Origin of the sequence: Chamaesiphon sp. OTE_75_metabat_556 (assembly GCF_031378165.1) — a bacterium.
In the GTDB taxonomy this organism is placed as follows: Bacteria; Cyanobacteriota; Cyanobacteriia; order Cyanobacteriales; family Chamaesiphonaceae; genus Chamaesiphon.
Map to the genome: position 1 here is coordinate 1 of NZ_JANNDR010000479.1, position 22,377 is coordinate 22,377.

General features: G+C 46.6%; 20 protein-coding genes and 1 pseudogene. 13 read left to right on the forward strand and 8 right to left on the reverse strand.

The window, feature by feature from the left end:
• A partial coding sequence (locus RMO27_RS19260) for a class I SAM-dependent methyltransferase (protein ID WP_309735546.1) occupies positions 1 to 553 on the reverse strand: 553 nt, incomplete at its 3' end.
• A gap of 57 nt (positions 554 to 610) precedes the next feature.
• Here RMO27_RS19260 and RMO27_RS19265 point away from each other — a divergent pair.
• Positions 611 to 931 (forward strand): element excision factor XisI family protein, encoded by a 321-nt coding sequence (locus tag RMO27_RS19265; RefSeq protein WP_309735548.1) that lies wholly within the window; start codon positions 611 to 613, stop codon positions 929 to 931.
• A gap of 54 nt (positions 932 to 985) precedes the next feature.
• A complete protein-coding gene (locus tag RMO27_RS23990; protein ID WP_396133763.1) occupies positions 986 to 1,156 on the forward strand; it encodes a TRADD-N-associated membrane domain-containing protein in 171 nt (56 codons plus the stop codon).
• An 80-nt stretch (positions 1,157 to 1,236) separates the two neighbouring features.
• Here the strand turns inward: RMO27_RS23990 and RMO27_RS19270 are convergent, their stop codons facing one another.
• Positions 1,237 to 1,605, reverse strand: coding sequence for an XRE family transcriptional regulator (locus tag RMO27_RS19270; RefSeq protein WP_309735549.1), 369 nt, complete (start codon positions 1,603 to 1,605; stop codon positions 1,237 to 1,239).
• 9 nt (positions 1,606 to 1,614) lie between these two features.
• A complete protein-coding gene (locus RMO27_RS19275) occupies positions 1,615 to 1,965 on the reverse strand; it encodes a type II toxin-antitoxin system RelE/ParE family toxin (protein ID WP_309735552.1) in 351 nt (116 codons plus the stop codon).
• A gap of 153 nt (positions 1,966 to 2,118) precedes the next feature.
• Here RMO27_RS19275 and RMO27_RS19280 point away from each other — a divergent pair, with 153 nt between their 5' ends.
• The 8 genes from RMO27_RS19280 to RMO27_RS19315 all read left to right on the forward strand — a co-directional run bounded on the left by RMO27_RS19280 (position 2,119) and on the right by RMO27_RS19315 (position 13,019).
• Entirely contained in the window at positions 2,119 to 3,738 is a 1,620-nt protein-coding gene (locus RMO27_RS19280) for an NAD(P)/FAD-dependent oxidoreductase (protein WP_309735554.1), read from the forward strand.
• 30 nt (positions 3,739 to 3,768) lie between these two features.
• Positions 3,769 to 4,029, forward strand: a complete 261-nt coding sequence (locus tag RMO27_RS19285; protein ID WP_309735556.1) for a hypothetical protein — start codon at positions 3,769 to 3,771, stop codon at positions 4,027 to 4,029.
• Between the two features lie 220 nt (positions 4,030 to 4,249).
• Entirely contained in the window at positions 4,250 to 5,779 is a 1,530-nt protein-coding gene (locus RMO27_RS19290; protein ID WP_309735558.1) for a ferredoxin--nitrite reductase, read from the forward strand.
• A 197-nt stretch (positions 5,780 to 5,976) separates the two neighbouring features.
• Positions 5,977 to 6,708 carry a hypothetical protein gene (locus RMO27_RS19295; protein ID WP_309735561.1) on the forward strand — a complete coding sequence of 244 codons (732 nt, stop codon included), beginning with the start codon at positions 5,977 to 5,979 and terminating at the stop codon, positions 6,706 to 6,708.
• An 815-nt stretch (positions 6,709 to 7,523) separates the two neighbouring features.
• The gene (locus tag RMO27_RS19300) at positions 7,524 to 8,855 is read left to right on the forward strand and encodes a CmpA/NrtA family ABC transporter substrate-binding protein (protein WP_309735563.1); all 1,332 of its coding nucleotides are present in this window, start codon (positions 7,524 to 7,526) and stop codon (positions 8,853 to 8,855) included.
• A gap of 376 nt (positions 8,856 to 9,231) precedes the next feature.
• On the forward strand, positions 9,232 to 10,074 hold the full coding sequence (ntrB, locus tag RMO27_RS19305; RefSeq protein WP_309735565.1) for a nitrate ABC transporter permease: 843 nt from the start codon (positions 9,232 to 9,234) through the stop codon (positions 10,072 to 10,074).
• A gap of 77 nt (positions 10,075 to 10,151) precedes the next feature.
• Positions 10,152 to 12,137 carry a nitrate ABC transporter ATP-binding protein gene (locus RMO27_RS19310; RefSeq protein WP_309735568.1) on the forward strand — a complete coding sequence of 662 codons (1,986 nt, stop codon included), beginning with the start codon at positions 10,152 to 10,154 and terminating at the stop codon, positions 12,135 to 12,137.
• 96 nt (positions 12,138 to 12,233) lie between these two features.
• Positions 12,234 to 13,019: a nitrate ABC transporter ATP-binding protein gene (locus tag RMO27_RS19315; RefSeq protein WP_309735570.1), complete on the forward strand. Its 786-nt coding sequence runs from the start codon at positions 12,234 to 12,236 to the stop codon at positions 13,017 to 13,019.
• Positions 13,020 to 13,080: 61 nt separating this feature from the next.
• Here RMO27_RS19315 and RMO27_RS19320 read toward each other — a convergent pair whose 3' ends face one another.
• Entirely contained in the window at positions 13,081 to 13,974 is an 894-nt protein-coding gene (locus RMO27_RS19320; protein ID WP_309735573.1) for an alpha/beta fold hydrolase, read from the reverse strand.
• A gap of 194 nt (positions 13,975 to 14,168) precedes the next feature.
• Between RMO27_RS19320 and RMO27_RS19325 the strand changes: the two genes are divergently transcribed.
• The gene (locus tag RMO27_RS19325; protein WP_309735575.1) at positions 14,169 to 15,128 is read left to right on the forward strand and encodes a DUF362 domain-containing protein; all 960 of its coding nucleotides are present in this window, start codon (positions 14,169 to 14,171) and stop codon (positions 15,126 to 15,128) included.
• Between the two features lie 416 nt (positions 15,129 to 15,544).
• On the opposite strand, the gene RMO27_RS19330 is transcribed toward RMO27_RS19325, so the two are convergent.
• Both RMO27_RS19330 and RMO27_RS19335 read right to left on the reverse strand, forming a co-directional pair.
• On the reverse strand, positions 15,545 to 16,918 hold the full coding sequence (locus RMO27_RS19330; protein WP_309735577.1) for a GAF domain-containing protein: 1,374 nt from the start codon (positions 16,916 to 16,918) through the stop codon (positions 15,545 to 15,547).
• 382 nt (positions 16,919 to 17,300) lie between these two features.
• Positions 17,301 to 18,113, reverse strand: coding sequence for an SDR family NAD(P)-dependent oxidoreductase (locus RMO27_RS19335; RefSeq protein ID WP_309735581.1), 813 nt, complete (start codon positions 18,111 to 18,113; stop codon positions 17,301 to 17,303).
• An 857-nt stretch (positions 18,114 to 18,970) separates the two neighbouring features.
• Between RMO27_RS19335 and RMO27_RS19340 the strand changes: the two genes are divergently transcribed.
• Positions 18,971 to 20,719 carry an ATP-binding protein gene (locus tag RMO27_RS19340; RefSeq protein ID WP_309735583.1) on the forward strand — a complete coding sequence of 583 codons (1,749 nt, stop codon included), beginning with the start codon at positions 18,971 to 18,973 and terminating at the stop codon, positions 20,717 to 20,719.
• A gap of 45 nt (positions 20,720 to 20,764) precedes the next feature.
• On the opposite strand, the gene RMO27_RS19345 is transcribed toward RMO27_RS19340, so the two are convergent.
• Positions 20,765 to 21,061, reverse strand: a complete 297-nt coding sequence (locus tag RMO27_RS19345) for a hypothetical protein (protein WP_309735585.1) — start codon at positions 21,059 to 21,061, stop codon at positions 20,765 to 20,767.
• Between the two features lie 264 nt (positions 21,062 to 21,325).
• On the opposite strand from RMO27_RS19345, the gene RMO27_RS19350 reads away from it, so the two are divergent.
• Positions 21,326 to 21,853 carry a hypothetical protein gene (locus RMO27_RS19350; protein WP_309735587.1) on the forward strand — a complete coding sequence of 176 codons (528 nt, stop codon included), beginning with the start codon at positions 21,326 to 21,328 and terminating at the stop codon, positions 21,851 to 21,853.
• A 119-nt stretch (positions 21,854 to 21,972) separates the two neighbouring features.
• On the opposite strand, the pseudogene RMO27_RS19355 reads toward RMO27_RS19350, so the two are convergent.
• A pseudogene (locus RMO27_RS19355) lies at positions 21,973 to 22,377 on the reverse strand (DNA sulfur modification protein DndD); the annotation flags it as partial.

The window sequence follows — 22,377 nt, forward strand, 5'->3', positions numbered from 1 at the left end:
CAGTATGAGTCAGTGGAAATGGTAAATTGTCGCAAGCATCTTCAGGATTGCGACCGCGACAGACTACTAATAACTTACCCATTGGTGCGACAAAACTACCGATCGAATCGATCGCTTGCGGCCGAATATTCGCTGGCAGGGCTTGAATCGTATAGATCTCAATAACCAGATCGAAACCAAATTTCCACTCGGCTGGAGCGGTAAATAAATCGACAGCTTGATAATTTACCTGCGAATCGGGAAATCTTTGCTGACACCAATCGATCGCGGTTTGAGATAGATCGAATGCCGTGACTTTCGCACCCAATCCAGCCAGATATTCCGCATCATCACCCAAGCCACAACCGACGACTAATACACGCAGATTTTGACAATTTAATTGAGATCTATTAATCCAGTCTGGTAGCCAATGATTCACGCCGCGATCTGCCCAAGGAATCGCATCGAGATTGCCCTGAGCCTCGGAATATAAGGTTTCAAACCAGCCAGTATAGTCATTATTGGCGTAGGCAGCAGCGGATAATTCGTAGAGACGCTTTCTGGATGTTGTCATATTTTCCTTTTTAGATATTTCTAGTATATTTATTTTAGTAATGAGGTTAGTCTAAAGATGGATAAATTAAATGAATATCGCCAGATTGTCTGCCAGTATCTAGAAGACTTTGCAAAAAATGATAAAAATTCTCAATTCGTCTTCGATCGAGATCGGGATCGATATTTAGTTCTGCATAATGAATGGCGTGGGGACGATCGTCTTTATGGCTGTGCAATCCAATTAGATATTATTGACGGTCAAATTTGGATTCAAGTCAATAATACTGAGATTTATATCGAGCGAGAATTGATAGAGCGTGGTGTCGATCGACAGGACATCATTTTTGGTTTCCGTTCTCCCAATATCCGCAAGCTACTTGCTGCCGATCGACATTAGCTAATACATCTTGTCGATCGATGATAAAGTCCAATTTTTACTTTATCTGAGAGCATAAGTTTCAGATCGATCGCCATAGGTGCCGGATTACTGTTTGCCAATAAAGTCCCCGAAGGCGGTGCAGCAACGGCTGGGGGGTTGCTATCTAGCGTCGGTTTTATCAAGTTGGCTAAAGAAGCAAACGACAGGCTGGATCGGATTTATGGCGAGTTGGATGAGGATTAATTGGCATTGCCGAATAATTACCCTCGAAAGTTAGAGTAGGGGCAATTCATGTATTGCCCCTACTCCAACTGTCTATTCCCTTAATCTGTAATTAAAGCCAGTCGATCGACTGTTTCCATGGGTAAAGGCTCCCCAGTTTCCGTAATCTCCAATCTGATACTAGGTCGATCAGCGAATGTCACAAGTATCTCTAAATTACCACCTAAAGATTCTACATATTGACGCAGCGTAGACAACATCAAATCGGGTTGATTCTCCAACTTAGAAACTGCTGGCTGACTGACATTGAGAATTTTTGCTAGTTCCTGTTGCGAAATCCCCCATCGTTCTCGCAATTGCTTTAGTCTCAAAGCTTCGACTTCTAATATTAAATCTTTGGTGCCACTGGCAATTTTTTGGCGTAGTTCTGGCGAGAGACTGTCTGTGACTTCTGATAGCGAACGTCCCATAATTACTCCTTATAATTTATTTAGATGATCTGCGTAGCGTTTATCGGCAATATCGATAAGTTGTTTGTAAAACTTTTTTTGATTTGCTCCAGCTTTATCGCCAGCAACTAAAATTATGGCTTGACGCTGAGGGTCGAATGCAAAAGCTACTCGCCAAACCCCATCGTCAGCATTAAAACGTAGCTCTTTCATGTTTGGGTATATCGAACCGTTTAAGGTATCAGCATATGGTCTAGATAGTTGTGGTCCATAGATTTTAAGTAGATTCGCATGTTGAATTAGACTACTTTGGACATCTTCACTCAATTTCTCAAACTCTGAATCAAACTCATCGCTAAACTCTACGACCCATTCATCCATACAATATTTAAACCGATATCTGCCAATTATAACCTATGAGTTATAAAGACATCAACAATGCTGGAAAAGTAGTTGGCATTAGAACGCAACCCTAAAGCACTGTGACAGAATAAGAACAGTAGATTTTGCCCCACCCGATCGAGATAAACGTTCATGCTCCGCCTCTCCGAAGTCAAACTGCCACTGGAACACACCGAAACCGATATCCAGTCTGCCATTCTCAAGAAACTCTCGATCGCACCTAGAGATCTGATTCGCCACTTCATCTTCAAGCGGAGCTATGATGCGCGCAAAAAGGGGGCAGTTTCTTTTGTTTATATCATCGATATCGAGACAACTAGAGAGCAACAACTACTTCAACGATTCAAGAAAGACCCGCATATCGTGCCGACGCCCGATACTAGCTATCGCTATGTCACCCATGCGCCAGCGGGATTAGAGCAACGCCCGATCGTGATTGGTTGTGGCCCCTGTGGGATGTTTGCGGGGTTATTACTCGCGCAGATGGGATTTCGGCCAATTATTTTGGAGCGCGGCAAAGCCGTACACGATCGATCTGTGGATACGTTTGGCTTCTGGAGCAAGGGTAAATTTAACCCCGAATCGAATGCTCAATTTGGCGAAGGTGGCGCGGGGACGTTTTCGGATGGCAAGCTCTACAGCCGGATCAAGGATGCCAACCATCACGGGCGGAAGGTTTTGGCAGAATTAGTAAATGCGGGTGCGGCGGCGGAAATTCTCTACATTAATAAGCCCCACATCGGCACCTATCGACTAGTCAAAATCGTCGAAAATATTCGTAATCAGATTGAATCTTTAGGCGGTGAAATTCGGTTTCAAAGTCGAGTAGCGCAACTTAATATCGAAAACGGGCAAGTCTGCGGCGTGACGCTGGCGAGTGGCGAACATATTGCCAGCAACCAGGTGATTCTCGCCGTCGGGCATAGTGCCCGCGATACTTTTGAGATGCTGCATCAGGCGGGCGTATATATCGAAGCCAAGCCATTTTCGATCGGGTTTCGGATCGAACATCCCCAGGCAATTATCGATAAATGTCGATTGGGATCTCAAGCCGGACATCCGATGCTGGGGGCGGCTGATTATAGTCTGGTGCATCACTGCGCCAATGGTCGATCGGTTTATAGTTTTTGTATGTGTCCTGGTGGGCAGGTTGTCGCGGCGACATCCGAAGTGGGGCGGGTGGTGACGAATGGGATGAGTCAATACGAACGTAGCGGCAAGAATGCTAATAGTGGGATTGTCGTTGGGATTACACCGGAAGATTATCCAGACAGTCCGATCGCCGGAATTGAGTTTCAGCGGCGGTTGGAGGAACGAGCATTTGAGCTGGGTGGCGGCACCTACAAGGCTCCAGGACAACTGGTAGGCGACTTTTTGGCAGGGCAAGCCTCAACCCAATTAGGGACTGTTAAACCGTCGTATAAGCCAGGTATCTACTTATGCGATCTGAGTTCGAGTTTACCGGATTACGCGATCGAGGCTATTCGCGAAGCAATTCCGGCTTTTGATAAGCAACTGCATGGTTTTGCCATGGATGACGCGGTGCTGACAGGCGTGGAAACTCGCACATCATCGCCGATCTGCATCAAGCGGGGGGATGACTATCAGAGTTTGAATACCAAAGGACTTTATCCCGCCGGTGAAGGTGCTGGCTATGCGGGGGGGATTCTCTCGGCGGGGGTGGATGGCATTAAAGTTGCGGAGGCCGTCGCGATGAGTATCCAGTCCTCGATCGCGTTGCAAAAGCAGTAGAATCGAATCATGCTCAATCGGATTCAAACAATGACTCAAGTAACCGAAACCGACATTCGAGATATTAAAGATCTCATTCAAGGATTGGATAAGAAAATAGATACAGGGTTTGCCGAACTCAAGAAAAATATTGGAGATGTCGAAAAGAAGATCGATCATATCGACACTCGATTAATCGAAGTTGAAAAAAAGATCGATAAACAGGATAATCGCTTGTGGGCATTTGGCGGAATTATTCTAGCAGCGGCTCTGGGAACGATCGTGAAGTTGTTAGCATTACCCAATCCTTAAACGTGTGAGTACACAAGAGAATTTGCACTACTGGATTTTTGCTAACTTACCGATCTCAATCTGCAAAATACATACCTAGCATCCGATTAATGGATAAAATCCAGATTTTTGTAACAAAAGATACTAAATCTGAAGATTATTACCGTTAAGTTACGATCTACAAAGCTAATTTTTATCCCCACTCAATCTGTGCAGCGTCAAGCTGGCAAAGATTACCGCTATGACTACCGCCATCCCAGCCACCCAAAATAAGTTTGAGCGACTCAAATCAGAAAAAGATGGATTGCAACTCAAGACCGAGTTGGAGGAATTTGCGCGGATTGGGTGGGAAGCGATGGATGAAACCGATCGCGAGCATCGGTTAAAGTGGTTGGGCGTGTTTTTTCGTCCCGTGACACCAGGGAAGTTTATGATGCGGTTGCGGGCACCGAGTGGGATTACCACTAGCGACCAATTGCGGGTATTGGGTGACATTATCCAACGCTATGGGGATGACGGGAGTGCTGATATTACCACCCGTCAGAGCATTCAGTTGCGGGGAATTCGGATTGAAGATCTGCCCGAAATCTTTCGGAAGATGGCCGCCGTCGGACTGACGAGTATGCAGTCGGCGATGGATAATGTCCGTAACATTACGGGTTCGCCAGTAGCGGGACTCGAAGCGGGAGAATTGTACGATACTCGCGAAATGATTCAGGAGTTGCAGGATCGGATTATTAGTAAAGGTGAGGGCAATCCTGAATTTAGCAATTTACCACGCAAATTTAATATCGCGATCGCGGGTTGTCGGGATAATTCGGTACACGCGGAAATTAACGATCTCGCTTTCGTTCCAGCGTTCAAGGATGATGTCTTTGGGTTCAATGTACTTGTCGGTGGTTTCTTCTCAGGGAAACGATGTGATGCCGCCATCCCGATGAATGTGTGGGTGGCACCGGAAGAGGTAGTTGAGTTTAGTTTGAGTATCCTGCGGTTGTTCCGCGATCATGGTCTACGTGCCAATCGAATGAAGGCGCGCTTGATGTTTTTGATCGATGAATGGGGGATTGAAAAATTCCGCACTGAAGCCGAACGCGTCTATGGGAAAGCTTTAGCAACTGCGGCAGCTAAAGATGAAATCGAATGGGAAAAACGCGACCACATTGGCGTTTATCCGCAGAAGCAAGCGGGGTTAAATTATGTCGGTTTGCACATCCCTGTCGGTCATCTTCAGGCGGCTGATTTCTTTGAATTAGCCAGACTAGCAGAAGTTTATGGAACTGGCGAAGTCCGGTTTACGGTCGAGCAAAATGCGATCGTGCCTAATGTTGCCGATGCTAAATTAGCACTCCTACTGAGCGAACCAACCCTGCAAAAATTCCAAGTCAATCCTGGCAATCTGACGCGGACGGTGGTTTCTTGTACTGGTGCTCAGTTTTGCAACTTTGCGATGATCGAAACCAAGCAACATGCCGTAGCGGTTATCGATGCTCTCGAAGCTAAAGTAGATGTCCCCAAACCAGTGCGGATTCATTGGACTGGGTGCCCGAACTCTTGCGGTCAACCACAAGTGGCGGATATCGGTTTGATGGGTGCCAAAATCCGTAAGGATGGTCAGACTGTCGAGGCTGTGGATATCTTTATGGGTGGTACCGTTGGTAAAGATGCCAAGTTGGGTGAAAAGGTGCTCAAAGGCGTACCGCTGTCGGAGTTGGATGGGGTACTCGTTGACTTATTGGTTGAAAAATTTGGAGCGACAGCCATACCATAAACAAGAAAACTTTTACTTACGCGTTAGGAGATCTCGGGAATTGAGGTAGTGGCAATTCATGAAGCTCCTACCTCAATTCCCGAGATCGTTTCATCCTGTTACTCAGTAGTGTCCTGTTTTAGATTACATATTTATCGATCGATAACACCAACCTAAATTTTATCAGTAAAATAAGATCGGTATCCCGCTCAAGTTAGATGAAGCTCAATCAATTAATTGCAATTTTACAATCAGTCAAAACTAATTCTGGTAAAGGTAAAACCGAAGTTTATCAATTAGCACAAAAGAGCGCGTTATTTCAAGGATTGAGTCGGACTTATCAGTCGCGAGAAGAAGATGGGTTTGTCTATCCAGCCGAATCACAGAAACTTACCCTCAAAGCTAGCGATCTGATCGAAAGATTTATGCAAGCTTCATCAGAATTATTCGATCTGGCCGCTACACAAGATTATGCGAATACTGAGGCTAAAGCTTCGATCGTTATCGACGGTCAGACGATTATTACCGATGCGCCAGTATCTTATCTGTTGTTTCTGGAAAAGCAACTTCAGGATATCAAGACATTTATCAATTCGCTACCAGTATTATCGATCGATAAAGACTGGCAACACGATCCCAATCGTGGGTGTTATGTGACTTTAGCAAAGGAAACAGTTAAAACTAAAAAAATCACTGACTTCGTAGTCGCCTACGACGCAACCGAACACCATCCCGCTCAGATCAAAGAAGTTTCTAAAGATATTATCGAAGGAATTTGGAGTTTGGTAGAGTTTTCGGGTGCATTACCGCAAGATCGGGTAAATTCATTATTACGTCGCGTCGATAAACTTCAAAAAGCCACCATTCAAGCGAGAGAAGAAGCCAATAATCATCAAGTTCAACAACGACAAGTTGCCGCAGCAATTTTTGGTTATCTGTTTGCAGATTGAGTTATACTAGCGATCGAGTACAAGTTCAAGTTCAGTGCCAACGGTGTTTACAGGTTCGAGTCCTGTCTCCCAGACTCTCTGCTGGGAGTAGGCAAACAAGTGACTAGATCCACTAATCTAGTCGCGAGGTAAAGCCGCCCTAAGCCATCAAAACTAAAGGTTAAATTTAAGTTATTACTCTAACTTCATTATCAAACCTCGCTCCCTGAATCGACCTTCGCAAAACCCCGCTGGTGAGACGCGGGTTCAAATCCTGTCCTTTGCTTAATTGACTTGCAAAGGTAGTTTAGCGGTAAAACATCACAGCATCAGATTAAGTTTGCGATAACTGGAAATCATCAGTCAGGAATAGCGTTATAACTTTGAACCCGGCAATTAGGATAGAAATGCCGGGTTTTTCAATGGATTATTTTATGTCGCTCGGATCTTGAGATTTTAATAGTTGTGGCGGTTGCGATAAACTGCGATTCGATCTTAGCTACACCAGCTGAATTTTTAGATTAGATATCTATTGCAGTACAGCCAATAGTTGGGGCATGACGATCGTCTCGATCGAGATATTTTTATACCTATAATCAAATTTACTTATCAGAACGATAACTTTTCATCAACTAATCTTTGCCGGAAATCGTAACGATCGATACTGTTTTAAATTTCAGTATCTTAGGATTCTAAAAATTGAAATTTATCGTGACTTTATTGACAATTGGTAACAAAAGTTACGGTTTTATCAGCCTTCAAAAACGACAATAGATGAGAACAAATAGCACAAAGCAATGTTAGTGCTTTAAAATCGAGGAGCGATCGGTAGAAATATGAGTCAATTTTCCAGAAGGAAGTTCATGCTGGCGTCAGGAATTACCGCCGCAGCTAGTATCTTAACTAATGCCTGTAGTAACAAAGCCGAAGGTGACGCTAAAACTGCCACAGAAGGTACTACTCCAGCCACCACAGTTGCCGCAGCAGATGCGCCAGAAGTCACGACTGCCAGACTAGGATTTATTCCCTTGACCGATGCGGCACCATTAATCATCGCGAAAGAGAAAGGTTTATTTGCAAAATACGGCATGAAAGATGTCGAAGTCCTCAAACAAACTTCTTGGCCGGTGACTCGCGATAATCTAGAAACTGGCTCGGCTGGTGGTGGTATCGATGGGGCACATATTTTGTCTCCCATGCCCTATTTCATGACGATGGGCATGACCAAAACCAAACAACCCGTACCGATGTATATTTTGGCACGGTTGAATACCAATGGGCAGGCAATTTCTGTTGCCAATACCTATAAAGATGCCAAAATCCAACTCAAAGGCGCGGGTTTTCAACAGGCACTGGCAAAAGCCAAAGCTGGTGGTAAAACAGATCTCAAAGCCGCGATTACTTTTCCGGGCGGTACCCACGATTTGTGGATGCGTTATTGGTTGGCAGCTAATGGCGTAGATCCGAATAAAGATGTTTCCCTCGTGCCAGTACCACCGCCACAGATGGTATCGAACATGAAAACGGCTAGTATGGAAGCCTTCTGTGTAGGCGAACCTTGGAATGCTAGGTTAGTCAATCAAAAGCTCGGTTATACCGCCTTAGTTACTGGCGAACTGTGGAAAGATCACCCTGAAAAAGCTTTTGCAATGCGTGCTGATTGGGTGGATAAAAATCCCAAAGCTACTAAAGCAATTCTGATGGCAGTTCAAGAGGCTCAGCAATGGTGTGAGAAAGCTGAGAACAAAGAGGAAATGTGTAAAATCATGTCCCAACCCAAATGGTTTGACGTCCCCGTTGCCGATATTCTGGGCAGGATTCAAGGCAAAATCGATTATGGTGATGGTAGAACCGAAACAGCCTATGCAAATTCGATGAAATTCTGGGCGGATAATACTTCCTATCCTTACCAAAGCCACGATCTCTGGTTCTTAACTGAAAACATGCGTTGGGGAAATATTCCTACTGATTTTGTCAAGGCCAAAGAAATGATTAAAAAGGTCAATCGCGAGGACTTGTGGAAAGCAGCAGCTACAGCACTGAAAGTGGATGCCGCCCAAATTCCAACTACTACTTCTCGTGGTGTCGAAACCTTCTTCGACGGGGTGAAATTCGATCCTGCCAAGCCAGAAGATTATCTCAAATCGCTCAAAATTAAGAAAGCCTAAATTAACTAAATCGGTGATACGTAAGTATAACTAGCTTAGTTAACTAAGGCTTCGACAATAAAAAACACTAGTTCGATTTTAGCATTTTCACTAAGCCTAGTCCGGTATAAAGCTTGAGACTAGGCTTAGACATCAATCATCTCTTTCTATAGTTGCTGCGGAGATCTACCCACCCCGCCCTGCGGGCACCCCTGTCTTGTCGGGTTTTTTATTCGGAGGGAACCTCTGTTGGCGTAGCCTCTCCGTCAGGAGATATAAAACCGCCGCTCCGAGGAGGGGATTTTTCCAAGGAGGGAATTTTCTATTCAAGGAGGATGCCTTTCTATGGGGCAGATTTTTATCAAAATGTCCGTATTATTCAGTAACCAGGAGAATCATGGCAGTCAGTAGTAGTCGAGAAGTAACCAAAAACCGCCGAGGTGCTAATAATAACTCTTGGATCGTCAAGCAAGCGCGAGGAATTCTGCCGCCTGTCGTTGCTTTGCTGGTATTTTTGGCAATCTGGCAATTACTTTGTCCGCTGGGTTCTCAAGGCTTACCAGGGCCAATTCAAGTCATTCAGGGGGCTTGGGATCCATTTATTATCAATCCATTTTTTGATAATGGTGGTAACTCTAAAGGTTTAGCTTTGCAAGTATTTGCCAGTCTGCAACGGGTGGCGATCGGCTTTAGTTTGTCGGCAATATTTGGCGTCGGATTTGGAATTTTAATCGGTTCTAATAAATTAGTCTATCGATCGCTCGACCCGATTTTTCAGGTATTGAGAACGATCCCACCATTGGCATGGTTGCCGATCGCCTTGGCTGCGCTCAAAGACAATGGTTTGGCCGCAATTTTCGTGATTTTTATTACGGCTGTCTGGCCGATCTTAATCAATACAACTGTCGGAGTACAGCAGATTCCCCAAGATTATATTAATGTCAAGCGGGTCTTGAAGTTATCTAATAAAACTTATTTTCTCAAGATTTTATTACCAGCATCGCTACCATATATTTTCACTGGTTTACGAATTGGCATCGGTCTATCTTGGCTGGCGATCGTCGCGGCGGAAATGCTCAGAAGTGATGTCGGGATTGGCTTCTTTATCTGGGAATCTTACAATAATGCCTATCTAGATCGGATCATTCTCGCCCTAATTTATGTGGGGATTGTGGGATTCTTGTTGGATCGATCGATCGCTTTTATCGGTAGCAAAATTGTAGCTGAAGATCGTAAGTAGTTTTAAATAATAATGCTCGATCGCTACTATTAACCCACCCCCAGCCCCTCCGAGGAGGGGCGTCGGAGAAATAATATATGTTTGTACAGATAGATCACGTCGATAAGGTATTTCCGCTGGCTAATGGTGGGAAATATGTCGCCCTTAAAAATATCGAACTAGAGATTCATGAAGGTGAATTTATTTCATTGATTGGACACTCTGGTTGCGGCAAATCGACGCTCCTGAATATGATTGCTGGACTCGATCGAGCCACTGCTGGTGGGGTGATTTTAGAAGGGCGCGAAATTACCGAACCTGGCCCAGATCGGATGGTGGTATTTCAGAATTATTCGCTGTTGCCATGGTTGTCGGTACGCGAAAACATTGCCCTGGCTGTCGATGAAGTTTACAGTAAGCAACCTCAAGGCGAACGCCGCAGTATTATCGAACATCATATCGAGTTAGTCGGCTTAACTAATGCCGCGAAAAAGCGTCCCAGCGAACTTTCGGGGGGAATGAAACAGCGGGTTGCGATCGCCCGTGCCCTGGCCATTCGTCCGAAATTACTCCTCTTAGACGAACCTTTTGGTGCCCTCGATGCCCTCACCCGTGGCGGCTTGCAAGAACAATTGATGCACATCTGTGAAGAAAGCCGCGTGACCGCAGTGATGGTCACCCACGACGTCGATGAAGCCTTATTATTATCCGATCGGGTGGTGATGCTCACCAATGGCCCCGAATCCCAAATCGGCCAAATCCTGACCGTCGATTTACCCCGTCCCCGCCGCCGGATGGAGGTAGTCAAACACCCCGACTACTACCCAATGCGCAGTGAAATCATCAACTTCCTCAATCAGCAAAAACGCGTCAAACAACGCCAAGCCAACAAATCCACGCCCATTCTCGTCCCCCAAACCAAAAAACTCGAACAAACTACCGTTAATATCGGCTATATCCCCCTCACCGATGCGGCACCACTGATTATTGCCAAGGAGAAAGGCTTCTTTGCCAAATACGGGATCGAACAGGTCAATCTCTTGCCGGAGGCGAACTGGGACGCGATCGCCGATCGGGTGGTTGGTGGCGAACTACACGCCGCGCAAATGGTGACAGGACTGCCTCTCGCCCTGACACTGGGCATGAAGGGGCGATCTGTGACCCCGATTTCCGTCCCCCTCGTCCTCTCCCGTAACGGCAACGCCATCACCCTGAGTACTCAGCTTTACCAAAAAGGGATTCGGACGCTCCAGAATCTTAACGCGGCGATTAGAACGACAATTATCGAGCGCAAACTGACGATCGGGATCGTCCATGAATGCTCGATGCACAACTTGATGCTCCGGTACTGGCTGGCATCCGCTGGCATCGACCCCGATACCGATCTCGATCTGGTGGTCATTCCCCCACCAGAAATGGTCGATCGATTGAGATCTGGCGAGATCGACGGCTTCTGTGTCGGCGAACCCTGGAATACAGTCGCCATCCAAGCAGGGATCGGCTTCGTCATCGCTACTGACTTGGATATCTGGGCGGGGAACCCCGAAAAAGTACTGGGATTTACCGAAGCCTGGGTACAACAGCACCCGAATACCCACAGCGCGATCGTCCGTGCCGTGCTCGAAGCCTGCGAATACTGCGATGAACCCCGCCATCGCAAAGAAATCCTCGCACTCCTATCCCAGCACCTCAACATCGCTCCCAAATACATCCAACCTGGCTTAATCGGGCCATTCGATCGCGGTGGGAATACACTCCCCGAAGTTCTGCCCCGCTACCACCAATTCCACGTCGAAAATGCCAACTGTCCCCGCCGCGTCGAAGGACTGTGGATTCTCACTCAACTCGCCCGCTGGGGGATGACACCATTCCCCAAAAACCACATTGAAATCCTCTCTAGAGTCCGGCGGGTAGATCACTTCCTGACTGCTTGCGAACAATTAGGTTACATCGGCATCGAACCCGACCGCGATCCATTCCAACTCTTCGATGGGCAAGTCTTCAATCCTGATGAACCGATTGATTATCTCCGCAATCAACCCATTCATCGGGAGTTGGAGGTGAGAAACGTCGAGTTAGATTAGCTTGAATTGGTGCGAAGATCTGACCCACCCCGCCCGTAGGGCACCCCTCCTCGGAGGGGATTTTCCACGCGATCCTTTATGTTTAAGTGAAACCACATGCCATTTCTGACGATCGATCGAGTTACCAAAGTTTACCCCACCGCTAACGGCCCCGCCACGATCCTCGATGGCATCGATCTCGCTGTTGATGAAGGTGAATTCATTTGTCTGATCGGGCATTCTGGTTGCGGTAAATCCACCCTGCTCAACATGGTGTCCGGTTTCAATACCCCCACTAGCGGCCAAGTTACCCTCCAAGATCGCCCGATCTCCGAACCTGGTCCCGATCGGATGATGGTGTTCCAAAACTACTGTCTGTTGCCCTGGCTGACAGCCTATGACAACATCTACCTCGCCGTCGATGCTGTTTATCCGACTTATACCGAAGCCCAGAAAAAAGAGATCGTCCGCGAACACCTGAATATGGTCGGACTGACCGAATCTGCCAGCAAAAAACCCGGACAGCTCTCCGGCGGGATGAAACAACGCGTGGCAATCGCCCGCGCGCTAGCGATCAAACCCCAGGTATTGATCTTGGATGAACCCTTCGGTGCGCTCGATGCGATTACCAAAGAAGAATTGCAAGACGAACTCCTGGAAATTTGGCGCGAACATCGCGTGACTGTGTTGATGATTACTCACGATATTGACGAGGCATTATATCTAGCCGATCGCTTGGTGATGATGACCAATGGCCCTGCCGCTAAGATCGGTGAGATTCTGGATATCCCCTTCGATCGACCGCGTGATCGTGAGCAAATTATGGCCAGTGACACCTATATCGATTTACGTAATTATGCCCTCGATTTCCTCTTCAATCGCTACGCTCATTTAGATGATTAGTGGCAAATCTTCAGCAAAATTTAGGGAGATCTCCCCAGTCGCGTGAATTGAAGCTAACTTTTTACACCACCTCGAACTGAGAAATCCACTCTTGCAGAAGGGGATTGACTAGTTCGGGGGCTTCATCCTGGGGACAGTGACCGACATCGGGAAGTTCTACAAATCGATCGACAGTAGCTACATCCATTAATTCTCGTCCTAAATCGATCGGTTCCCACGGATCGGCGGCACCCCAAATCGCGATCGCCGGACAAGCTAATTGGGGTAAGAGATCTTCGGGCAATGGCCCCCACGAATAAGCAGTAAACTTCAAAAATACATCCGCCGCACCAGGATCGGCGGCGGGAGCCATTAGAATATCAATTAATTCTTCGGTGACAGCTTCGGGGTGATGATAGGCTTGCAAGAGAATATTGCGAACGACTTTGCGTTGGGCAAGTTGCTGGAAAAAGAATTTACCGATTGCAGGTATAGTGAGAATAGACTGGAGGATTGGTGCGCCCCAACGACGATAAAATGGCATTTCGGCACGCTTGCGATCGTGTAATAATCGCAGCGAACAATTGAGCATTGCTACACCTATAAATAATTTTGGTTCGGTTACAGCAGCTTGCAGGGCTACGATACAGCCGATCGAGTTTCCACCTAAAATCGTTGGAGTGACAATAACTTCTCGACAAAAATCAACTACCTGCTCCGCCCAGGTTTCAAAGGTATATTCAATTTCGGCTCCTGGCGTTGGTTTATCCGATCCACCAAAGCCGATCAGTTCGATCGCGTAACACCGACAATTTGCGGCTAATACGGGCAGATTCTTGCGCCAATGTCCGACGGATGCCCCAAAGCCATGAATTAGTAATACGGCTGCGCCCGTCCCGCCAGCAGACTGATAATTAATCTGATGTCCGCGCCACATCCAAGTCGAATTTACAGTCGGTGTAGCGATCGAAGTCATATCCAGTCATGGTTGCAACAATCGTATTGTAACGCGGTTGCCATCATCAGTGGCGCGATCGGACTTGACTGAACTGGGATTGCCGGAATTTAAAGCAATAAGGCGAAGGATATAATAAGTTGAAACCGTCTGAAATTTAGATAGTGGCTAGTTTCCAGCCTAACCTCTAACCTCTAACCTCTACCCTCTAAACTATGTCTCCCACTGTCAGCCTCATTCGCGCCACATCTTACGAAGCTCAACAACTGCGAGCAGCAGTAGCAGCAGTCCTCGCCCCACTTGGTGGCATTAGTGCATTCGTCAAACCTGGCGATCGCGTCTTGCTCAAGCCGAACCTCTTAACTGGTGCGCGTCCGACCAAAGAATGCGTAACGCGGCCAGAGTTAGTCAGATGTGTGGCCGAACTGGTAATTGCGGCGGGTGGGCAGCCGTTTTTTGGTGACAGTCCCGCCTTTGGGAGTGCGATGGGAGTGGCTAAATCCAATGGTTATCTGCCGATGATGGCGGAGTTGGATTTGCCCGTAGTAGAATTTCATGGCAAACGATATGAGACAGCCAGCGAGAATTTCAATCATCTGCTGCTGAGTAAAGAAGCGATCGAAGCTGATGTCGTAATTAACCTCCCCAAAGTCAAGTCTCACATGCAACTGACGATGACCTTGGGTGTCAAAAATCTATTTGGGTGCGTTCCTGGCAAGATGAAAGCCTGGTGGCACATGGAAGCGGGCAAAAGTGCGGACAGATTTGGGGAGATGCTGGTCGAAACCGCCCGCGCAATTAGCCCAAATTTGACGATTATCGATGGGATTGTCGGCCACGAGGGAAATGGCCCCAGTGGTGGTGAACCCAGGGAATTGGGCGTTCTCGGTGCATCTGCGGACGTATTTGCATTGGATGTGGCGATGTTGGCAGTTTTGAATGTCGAGGCGCAGTTGGTACCGACAGCGGCGGCGGCGCACCGATTGGGACTCGCTCCTGCGCTGGAGGCGATCGAGTTTCCCCTCATGCGTCCGGCCGATCTGAGTTGTCCCGATTGGAAGCTACCCGAAGCTTTGATGCCGATCGATTTTGCGTTGCCACGGGTGATTAAATCTACGTTCCGACATCTTTATATTCGGTTGATTAAAGAACCGATGACGGCTTATCAAAAGTAAGATTAAATTCAGTTCGGGATAAGGATCGGTTCTAACGGCTGGTAGCAAGCCGATTGGTAAACGATTAGAACTTGTGTGCTGCGAGTTTTACTAGTGAGGGCAGAACCCGGATCTGGGGGTTTCGACCCCCAGTCCCCCCGTTGAGGAGCGGGGTGCCGCCCCTCAAACTCCCCTGCACAAGGGTTTGTCTGTTGGCAGCTTAACGCGCTTCGCATTAGCTTCGCAATGGGAATCGATCTGTGGGTTTGAGTTTTTTTGGTGGCGGTTCGGAAACGGAGCCAGGAGTCATTAATCGAAAATCCTGATCCTGAATTCACGTCCGTTTAGGTAATCTCTAAATTTTAGAGATAAATCATGCTCCAAATCAGTAATGTCCAAAGAGATAGCGGGGAGCGGGGACTCCCAAAGGATCTATCCTAGCTAGCTTTCCGAGATTTATAGAGTTGAATGGCGGAATTGACGACGGTTTCTAGTTCTGTCACCTCAGATTGCAGTGACAGCGTGCTATGTGTGGCTACTTCAGCATTAGCTTGCAACTTTTTGGTGATAATCCGGACGAGATTGATATCTTCACTAGATAGCTTCTCCGTAAGTGTCACCACTTCATGACTGAGCAACCGCATCAGATGTTTGGATTCATCGAGAGTTTGGATCGAACTGGTGAGCGACTCTTTGACCTGCTGCACTTGGGTATCGGCAGTACTAATTGTCTCTTTGACCACTCCGGCACGCTTGAGCGAAGACTTCATCGCCGTGACTTCTTCTTGGAGCTGGGCTTTGACTAGAGCCAGACCAGTTTGAATCCCGATCTGGCGCAACCAATCGATTTCCACCTCTTGCCACTGTCGGTAGTTGAAGCACTGATGCACGGACAATAACCCAAACAAATCTTGCCCATCACTCATAATCGGGACGACAATACTCGCTTTGATGGCAATTTTGGCAAAGCTCTCTAACGAACTCGGATCGCCATCGGTGTCGTGGATATTATCGATCGATTCGACTCGTCCATACCGATATTCTTCCAGGCGGCGATCTGACAATGAGGGATCTTCGATGACCGTTCCTTGTAGCGGTGCTAAAGCTGGTAATGTTGCTTCGGCAAAGACTCTCCCCAAATTTGATGGCGAAGTGCCATAGACAATCGCCCGATCGACACCGAGCAGCGTTTGGGCTTGAGTAGTCGCAATTTCCAATACTTCCAGCCGCGTAGTGCCCTGATGGATTTTTTGGGTAGCAGTTATCAATAGATCGTGATAGTACTTCTGGCAATCGATCGCGAGTTTAAGGCTTTGACACTCTGCCCATCTGATCGCGTTAGCTACAGCCCACCCAATTTGCAAAGCCATCTGAGTCGCAAGTGTGATTTCTGCTTGATTCCACTCGCGGGGTGCGGAGCATTGATGCATAATTAACAAGCCATAGATCTCACCATCGGGCAGTAATAATGGCACTACCAAATTGGCTTTGACCGCTAGCCTTTCGAGCGTCTCGATATGACAGGGCGTAATCCGTGCCTCGTAAATATTATCGATCGCACTGACGCGCCCCTGGCGATAACTGTCGATATGTCTCGACATAAAGCATGGATCTTCGATCGTGGTGGCGATCGATCTCGGAAATTCTGGGGCAACTGACTCGGCTACTACCTGACCTAAACTCTCGGACTGCAAACTATAGACGACTGCCCGATCGCAGTTAAGAGACTGTTTGACGCTTTCGACACTTGCTTGCAGGATATCTTCCACTCGCGAGCAATCGTGAATTCTAGCAATGAGATTTGCGAACATAGTTGCATCAAAATACAAGAGGATGAGCCGAGACAAGTCTGCTCCGAAAACTAGTGCTGACTAGTTTTCATAGCTTTTTATACTTAAGTATTTGCGGGAGTGCCGGAGACGTCAATTTTGGTGTCAAGCCCTGACTTTCAACCATGCCGATGTTGACTACTACTTTGTATCTCTGACTAATATAACCCATTCTCCTGTGTTTGTTCGGTACGATCGCGCAAGCTATGTGACTAATATTACAACATAGGGAGTAGAGGGGTGATTTGAGCAATAAAAACATATTTCAGATCGGCAATGCAAAAAATGAGAGCATCAAATCGACACCGATCTGACACTCTCATTTTTTAACAATCGGCGATCGATTGTCACTGGCGAACTGAAGTTAGCCTCTGGCTCCTAATGACCGTAACCAAGCTCGATCACGGCTGGGCTGGGGTGCGGCAAATTGGATCGCCCGTTCGACCAGTCGTGGGACTAAGTAATTGCTCCACACGGCCAGATGACTTTGCCACCCGATCATAATTTCGCGATCGTTGCGCTCGATCCCCCGGATCAATGCCTGGGCGACCCGCTGGGGTGACATCGGACTCAACCCGCGAAATAATTGCAAGTCTCGCACCATATCGGTATCTGTCAGCGTTGGTAATAACGACATCACCTGGACATTGTGGCTGGCCAATTCGCCGCGTAAGGCTTGAGTAAAACCGAGAATGGCAAATTTGGTCGCTGAGTAGGTAGACATGGTGGGAGCGGCGACTTTGCCCATCAGACTAGCCACATTGACGATCGTCCCTTCCCGTTGCGATACCATCCGCCGCGCGATCGTGCGGGTGACAGTATACATGCCGAGCAGATTGATGGCGATCTCTTCTTGGACGTGGGGGAGCTTGGACTGGAGGAATGGTGCTTGATAGGCAACACCCGCACAATTGACCAGCAAATGAATTTGACCGTAATCGCGCCATGCTTGGGAGATGACGACATTGACGCGCACGCGGTCGGTCAGATCGACGACTAAGGGAATCACTTCTATGCCCATCGCGGCGAGATCGATCGCCATTGCCGCCAATTTTTGCTCGTTACGGGCGAGGATTAATAATCGCTTAATGCCGTGTTTGGCTAGCTCAAAAGCAATTGCTTGACCAATACCCCTTGATGCCCCAGTGACGAGGGCGGTTTTTCCTTGTAGTTTCATCTTCTAAATATCTCCAAAGAGTAAGATCTCACCGGACATTCAGCACAAATCTAGCCATGCGCACATGGATGTTGATTTCTGGCCTCAGCAGTGAGCATCCGGGAACTCAGAACTTAAATTGACGATCGAATACTGATGACTTAAACACTCTGGACTTGTGAACTAGTGGCAAATTAGAGCGAAATCGATATTTGCGGCCATTCATTAGTGATGGCAACACTCAAACTTACGTACCCAGGCGGATCGCTCGTTCAAAGTGATGGGAGATGAAAGCGATCGAACATGGTACACCTCGTTAATGAAGTTAATTAATTTGAGCAGTTAGCATGAAGCGTTGTTTGCTAAACACACATTATCAAACAAATCAAGCTGCTGCAACATTTATTAGCAAGATTCAGAGATTGTGATATATCTCTACATAATTCTCAGGGATCGCGGTCACAGCTCTTTAGGCTTTAATATGCTATGTTGGCTCGATCGTAGTGTAGTCGATCGGCCGATCGTGGCTCGATCGTTTCTGAGAAGATGAGCTATTGATGAGAACGATCGATCGATTGCGATCCGATTTTGGTTAATATCATGTAATAATTAATACTCAGCTTTGAACATACCAAACGACGGCATAGCCGCTATTTGACTTTTCGAGCGGCGATCGACAATCGACAAAATCCGGCACTCGATCACTGGTGGCACTGAGTAACTAAACATCCAAATCTGCGAAATTTAAGTTAATTAGCAACAAGATCGATCGCGCAATGATGGTAAGTTTGTGCTAAGACTAATAAAAATAAGATCCAACCCGTAAAAATTCAGCGGTGAGGGTTTGGGCACATCCCAATTTAGTATCTACCCAATATATGAATAAACCCCTCGGCTCAGTAATTGAAGGTTCGCTCACTGGTGGCTTGGAAGTAAGACTGCACCCAGATATCTCCGTTGAAGATATGCGGGTGGGCAAATTTTTGGTAGTGCGGGGGCGACAATATGACTTTTTTTGCTTGTTAACAGATGTCTGTTTGGGCACATCGAGCGATCGAATTTTAGTCAATCCACCACATCCCGAAGATGACTTTTTGCTCGATGTTTTGTCGGGGAGTGGGACTTATGGGACGGTAAATCTGTCGCCGATGTTGATGCTCAATAAATTCAGCCAAATTCCACCCTCGCTCAATGGGGGGGCGAGTTTGAATGGGAATGGTAAAGGTAAAAAAGCCAAAGCTGAAAATGGCAAAGCTCCATTAGCTTCCTTTGAAGCCCAGACAAACATGGAATGGGAGCTGTTACCGGTTAAGACGGTTCCCAGCCACTTCAGTCAGGTATATGATGCCAATGAGAACGACTTTCGATCGGTATTTGGTTGGGAAGACGATCCGACGCGCAAGAATTTTTCGATCGGGCAACCACTAGATATGGATGTGCCTGTCTGTCTGGATCTCAAGAAGTTTGTCGAACGCAGTAACGGCGTATTTGGGAAATCAGGGACGGGGAAATCATTTCTGACGCGGCTATTATTGGCTGGCGTGATCCGCAAAAAAGTCGCCGTCAATCTGATCTTTGATATGCACTCCGAATATGGTTGGGAAGCAGTGCAAGAAGGCAAAAATGTCCGCACCGTCAAAGGCTTACGGCAATTATTTCCCAACGAGGTGGTTGTCTATACGCTCGATCCCGAATCCAGTCGCAATCGGGGGATTCGCGACGCGCAGGATCTCTATCTCACTTACGAGATGATCGAGATCGAAGACTTGCAATTAGTATCGCGCGAATTAGGTTTATCCGATGCCGCTCTAGACAATGCCAATATCCTGGCGAGTGAATATGGCAATAGCTGGATTAGTCGGCTGTTAGAAATGACCAATGAAGATATCACTGTCTTCTGCGAATCGGGCAAAGGACATAAAGGATCGATCTCATCTTTACAACGCAAATTAATGCGACTGGAAAAGCTCAAATATCTGCGGCCGATCAGCCGTCAAGATAATCTCAAAAGTTTGATGCAATCCTTGAAAGCTGGTAAAAATATCGTAATTGAATTTGGCAATCAATCAGATTTACTCTCTTATATGTTGGTGACAAATATGCTCACCCGCCGGATTCATAAAATGTATGTAGATAAAGCAGAGCTATATCTCCAGAGTAAGCAAGAAGCCGATCGACCATATCCCTTAATTATCACGATCGAGGAAGCCCATCGTTTCTTAGATCCAGCGATCGCCAAGAGTACCATCTTCGGAACGATCGCGCGCGAAATGCGAAAGTTTTTCGTGACATTATTAATTGTCGATCAACGGCCATCAGGCATTGATAATGAAATTATGTCCCAAATTGGGACGCGAATTACCGCCTTAATTAATGATGAAAAAGATATCGATGCGATCTTTACTGGCGTATCGGGTGCGCAGGGCTTAAAATCTGTCCTAGCTAAATTAGATTCCAAACAACAAGCCTTAGTCTTAGGACATGCCGTCCCGATGCCAGTGGTAGTCAGAACTCGTCCCTACGACCAAAAATTCTACGAAGAAATTGGCGATCCCGACTGGGGCACCAAATCAGATGAAGAAATTCTCGTCGCCGCCAAAGCTGCCCAAATGGATTTGGGATTTTAGTCATCATCTTAGCAGTTGTTAACGCGCTCTCAATCCACCAACACCCTAAATTAAATCCTCAAAGTCAGCAATTATTAACCCTTCAATCCCCAATAGCACGATTAATACGGCCCAAGCCATCCGGTTTAATAGTATTTTCGCCGGACTATTTCTGGCAAATAGCAGATAAAATCGTAAACCCAACGCCACCAATAGGAGTACGATTAACTGGAAAAAACCAAGACCGGGTTCGTAGACAAAAAACTGAGTGAATGGCCATTTTAAGCCTGGTGCATTTATCATGCCCCGAACCATAATGTAGAAAATATTCATACCGCCGATCGTTGACAGAGCAAAAAACACGACGAGTTTTATAAATGCGATAAGTTTTACAGAATTCATTCAAATTGCAGCGATTAGGTATGGTGGGCACTGCCCACCATACCTAATTTACAGCTTGTAATAAAGCGATCGAATCTCATGAGAATATAACTCCAATTTAGAAGCTAGATCGCCACACTTCAGCTAATTAACCGATCTTTGGATTTTGAGTGTGTATTGCTACAAAAACATGGTATCATATATTGCATTTAGTTGCAAAATTTATAAAAGTTACAATCAAGCAATATGAAACTAAAATTCATCGTTGGAATCGTTGGATATACATTATTAGGACTTTCAACATCTTTCCAACTTAGTGAGCCAGCTTTAGCCGGACCCGCTCCGCGTACTTGTGCATCGCGAAAAAGTCCAACCAAAGGCGCACCGACCCTCGCACAGGCAAAGGCTTACTTTATTTGTGGTTCGGAACTTTATAGTAAAGGTGTCGGTAGCGTAACAATCGTCCGCAATCTCAAAATGGAGATGTCTCCAAAACCTATTTTTGTCAACGCAGCTAACGTAGACAATATTAGAGAAGCTATCAGTAGTTCAAGAGAGAACATTACCGTAGATGTCAGAAAGCCCCTCTACCCGATCCGAGGTAGTTTCGCGAATTATACCTGTGGTGCAAACGCCTCAACATGTCTCGAATATATTATTGTGGGAGCTAAGGGCTTCTGTTTTGTGGATGATTTTAGCGAGTGGCATTGCAAGATGAAAGGCAACTTTGGTGCTAAGCCCCGCCACGGTGTTCCTGTTCCAGCAAATGAATAATAAGTTGAGTTTTATTCTTTAAAATATCTATAGTTAGGGTAACACTCGATCGAACTCACGGTAGGTAATAACAGGTTGACCATTAACTTTCTGACTCAATTCTTTGCGATCTACTAAGACTACCAAAAATATCCGGATTTAACCTCGGTACGCTGCTGACTGGGATCGTGTGCTAATAAATATTCCCGCGTAATTGCACCCTGTTCGCGTAAATTTGTCACCTCACTTTCAGCGATTTCAGTATCTGTAGATAATAAAATTACTTGCTCGCTGGCTGCGGGAAAATATCGTTCGATCAGATTAGTGCGATGTGAAGAATCAAGCCTTCCTAAAGGTGTATCGATCGCGATCGGTAATTGTCGTCCCGATACCCGTGCTAATCCCCATAATAAGGCGATCGCGAGCAGTTGTTTTTCCCCGGCGGAGAGGCGGTTTTTTGGTAATAGTTTACCTTCGCGATCGTGGAGCGTCAGGGCGAATGTGCTACTGTCGATCGTCACGCGCTGGACGAGTTCGGATTTGTG